At 76.7% G+C, this 3,294-nt stretch carries 4 protein-coding genes; 1 reads left to right on the plus strand and 3 read right to left on the minus strand.

Going from position 1 to position 3,294, the window contains the following annotated elements; translation table 11 throughout:
* Positions 1 to 90: 90 nt before the first annotated feature.
* On the minus strand, positions 91 to 354 hold the full coding sequence (locus tag ATM99_RS00005) for a DUF4031 domain-containing protein (protein ID WP_062100915.1): 264 nt from the start codon (positions 352 to 354) through the stop codon (positions 91 to 93).
* A 200-nt stretch (positions 355 to 554) separates the two neighbouring features.
* On the opposite strand from ATM99_RS00005, the gene ATM99_RS00010 reads away from it, so the two are divergent.
* Entirely contained in the window at positions 555 to 845 is a 291-nt protein-coding gene (locus ATM99_RS00010; RefSeq protein ID WP_062100916.1) for a WXG100 family type VII secretion target, read from the plus strand.
* 54 nt (positions 846 to 899) lie between these two features.
* On the opposite strand, the gene ATM99_RS00015 is transcribed toward ATM99_RS00010, so the two are convergent.
* Positions 900 to 1,670, minus strand: coding sequence for a hypothetical protein (locus ATM99_RS00015; protein WP_062100917.1), 771 nt, complete (start codon positions 1,668 to 1,670; stop codon positions 900 to 902).
* A gap of 9 nt (positions 1,671 to 1,679) precedes the next feature.
* Entirely contained in the window at positions 1,680 to 3,278 is a 1,599-nt protein-coding gene (locus ATM99_RS00020) for a HAMP domain-containing sensor histidine kinase (RefSeq protein ID WP_223304729.1), read from the minus strand.
* Positions 3,279 to 3,294: the final 16 nt, after the last annotated feature.

A 3,294-nucleotide genomic window follows, 5' to 3' on the forward strand; every position in this document is an offset into this window, starting at 1 on the left:
GTCTGAGGCCGGAGGGCGGCACGCGGCGCGCCGCCGGTCGGGCGTGCGGGGCGCGGCGGGGGAGCGGCGCGGCCCACGGGTCGGGGTGGCTCAGCGGTCGCGGGCCCGGACCCGCAGGCCCGAGGCGCGCAGCCGGCGGACCAGGTCACGCGTGCTGACGGGTTCGGCGCCCAGCGCGACGACGTCGTCCCAGCGCTCGACCGGCACGTCGTAGTGGTCGTGGTCGAACGCGCGCCGGGGGATGCCCGCACGCGCCGCGAACGCGTGCAGCTCGTCGTACGACGCGTCGCTGACGAGGTGGCCCCACACGGTGCCGTGGCGGGGCCACAGCGGCGGGTCGACGAGCACGGTCACCGGGCGAGACTACGTCGGCCCGCGACGGGACCCGCAGCCGGGCGGCCGCCGCGCCGAGCCGACCCCAGCACCGGCGTCCGGCGCGCGGCCCACCGTCCGCCGCCGGGCACGAGGGGTGCCCCCGCGCACCGCCCTAGCGTCGGCACGGCCGTCGTCCCGGTGCCGCACCCGCGGCCGCGACGGCCCCGGAGGTGACGTCCATGAGCAGGTACGAGGTCGACAGCGCACAGCTCGACGGGTCGGCGGCCGCCGTCCTCGCGCGGTCCGCGAGCATCCAGGCCGAGGTCTCCGCGATGCAGCGCCAGCTCGTCGAGCTGCAGTCGACGTGGCGCGGCGGTGCGGCCGGCCAGTTCGGCGCGGTCGTCACCGAGTGGAACGCGACGCAGGCACGCGTCGAGCAGTCGCTCGCGCAGATCGCCGCCGCGATGCAGGCCGCGGCGCGCACCTACGCCGAGGCCGAGGCGCACGCCTCGCGGCTGTTCGCCCACTGACGCGAGCCACGCCCCCGGGCCCGCCGCCGCTCCCCGCGGAGCGGCGGTCCGGGCTCAGGGGGCGACGGGCGTCGTGCCCGGTTCGTGCGGGTCGGCGTCGCCGTCGGTCGCGGGTGCCGCCGCGGCACGCTCGGCGTCGAGCCGTGCGAGCTCCTTCTCGATCCGCTGCAGCTCGGCCGACACGTTCTGCCGCGCCGGCTCCTCCCACGGCTGCGCGAGCGGGCTGACGAACAGCGACGGCCGCGCGAGCAGCTTGTGCAGGATCCGCACACGCGCGCGCAGGTAGTCCTCGAGCGGCAGGTGCGCGTACTCCGCGCGCACGTCGTGCAGGTACGCCTTGTAGCGCTGCGGCTCGGTCGCGAGCATCGCCAGGTCCGCGTCGCACAGCACCGCGCAGTCGATGTCGTGCGGGTCGGGGGAGTGCCGCACGAGGGCCTGCACGAGCGCCGCGACGCGCTGCGCGTTCTTCTCGGGCACGCCCAGGCCCGTCAGCTGCTCACGCGCGAGGACCGCGCTCGCGGCCTCGTCCTCACCGCCCTTGTTGGCGTACGCCTTGCGCTCGGCCGAGTCGAAGACCGCGCCGTGGTACCACGCCGCGAGGCGGACCAGCTCGGGGTGGTGCGCCTCCTCGTCGAGCTCGTCGACGCGGGCCAGCACGTCCACGAGGTGCTTGAGGTTGTGGAAGTGCCGCTCGGGGCGGGTCCACCGCTCCAGCAGGTCCTCGGCGGTGCGACGGACGTCGTCGGCGGGTGCGGTGCCACCGGCCTCCGCGACGTTGCGAGCGAATGCCGGCAGGAGCCAGGCGGGTGCGTCATGGACGCCCATGGAACAGCCTCACGAGGTTGACGACGGACGCGCCATCGTAGCCACGTCGTGCGCGGGCGGCACACCGGGAGGTCCGTCCTGCGGACGCTCCTGCGGTGCGGCCGTCTCCGGGGCGCTCGACGCCGCGGGCGGGCCGTCGACCGGGAGCACGACCCGGACCGTCGTGCCGCCGCCCGGCGTCTCGTGCACGCCGACCCGCCCGCCGTGCGACGTGACGATCGCCGCGACGATCGCCATGCCGAGCCCCGAGCCGCCGGAGTCCCGCGTGCGCGAGGCGTCCACGCGGTAGAACCGCTCGAACACGCGGGCCGCGTGCTCGGGCGCGATGCCCGGACCGTGGTCGCGCACCTCGAGCACGGCCGTCGACGCGTCGTCCCCGGGGCCGACCGCGATCTCGACCGGCGTCCCGGTGGGCGTGTGGCGCTGCGTGTTGCCCACGAGGTTCGCGAGCACCTGCCGCAGCCGCGCCTCGTCGCCGAGGACGACCCGCGGCGCCGCGACCCCGCCCAGCGTCTCGAGCCGCACGCGCCGCTGCGGGTCCAGCGCCCGGAGATCGCTCACGGCGTCCGCGGCGAGCACCGTGAGGTCGACCGGGGCGATGCGCCCGCGACGGCCCTCGTCCAGCCGCGCGAGCGCGAGCAGGTCCTCGACGAGCGACCCCATGCGCGTGGCCGAGCCCTCGATGCGGCGCATCGTGTCCTGCACCTGCTCGTCGGTGCGCAGCGCACCCATGCGGTACAGCTCGGCGTAGCCCCGGATCGCGGCGAGCGGCGTCCGCAGCTCGTGCGACGCGTCGGCGACGAAGCGCCGCATGCGCGCCTCGGACGCGGTCCGGGCCGAGAACGCCTCCTCGATCTGCGCGAGCATGCCGTTCAACGCGTCACCCAGGCGCCCCACCTCGGTGGACGTCGGCGCCGACGGCACGCGGCGGGACAGGTCGCCCGCGGCGATCGCGGCGGCGGTCGCCTCGATCTCGCGCAGCGGCCGCAGCGACCTGCGCACCGCCCAGCCGCCGACGACGACGCCCAGCAGCACGATCGCCAGGCCGGACGCCGTCAGGCTCACGCCCATCGCCGCGACCGTGCGGTGGATGTCCTTGAGCGGGAGCCCGACGACGACCGACCCGCGCGTGCCGCCGCCGTTGAACGGGTAGGCCACGACGCGCCACGACGACCCGGCCCGCGACGACCCGACCGTGAACGGCTCGCCCGCGATCGCCTGGGCGGCCGCCGGTGTGAGGTCGTCGACCTGGGGCGTGCCGTACGACTCCTGGGCGGCGCCGCTGAGCAGCGGCACGTCCTGCGTCGAGGTCTGCACGCGCACGTAGTAGTCGGTCGGGCCCAGCTGCCCCCCGCCGTAGGCCAGGAACCGCAGCGCGTCGTTGGCGACGATCTCGGCCTCGGCGGCGAGCTTCTGGTCCACGGGGCCGAGCAGGCTGCGCTCGAGCAGTGACGCGGCCGTGACGCCCGCGACCACGAGGCCCGCGCCGAGCAGCACGGCCGTGATCGTGACGAGCCGGCGCTGCAGCGACAACGTGCGCCACGCGCGGCGCAGCACACCCGGCACGTGGCTGCGCGTGGCGGGCTCGGTGCCGCGGTCGACCGGCACCGGGTCGGCGGCGGCG

It is taken from the genome of Cellulomonas sp. B6, from assembly GCF_001462455.1.
Taxonomy (GTDB): domain Bacteria; phylum Actinomycetota; class Actinomycetes; order Actinomycetales; family Cellulomonadaceae; genus Cellulomonas.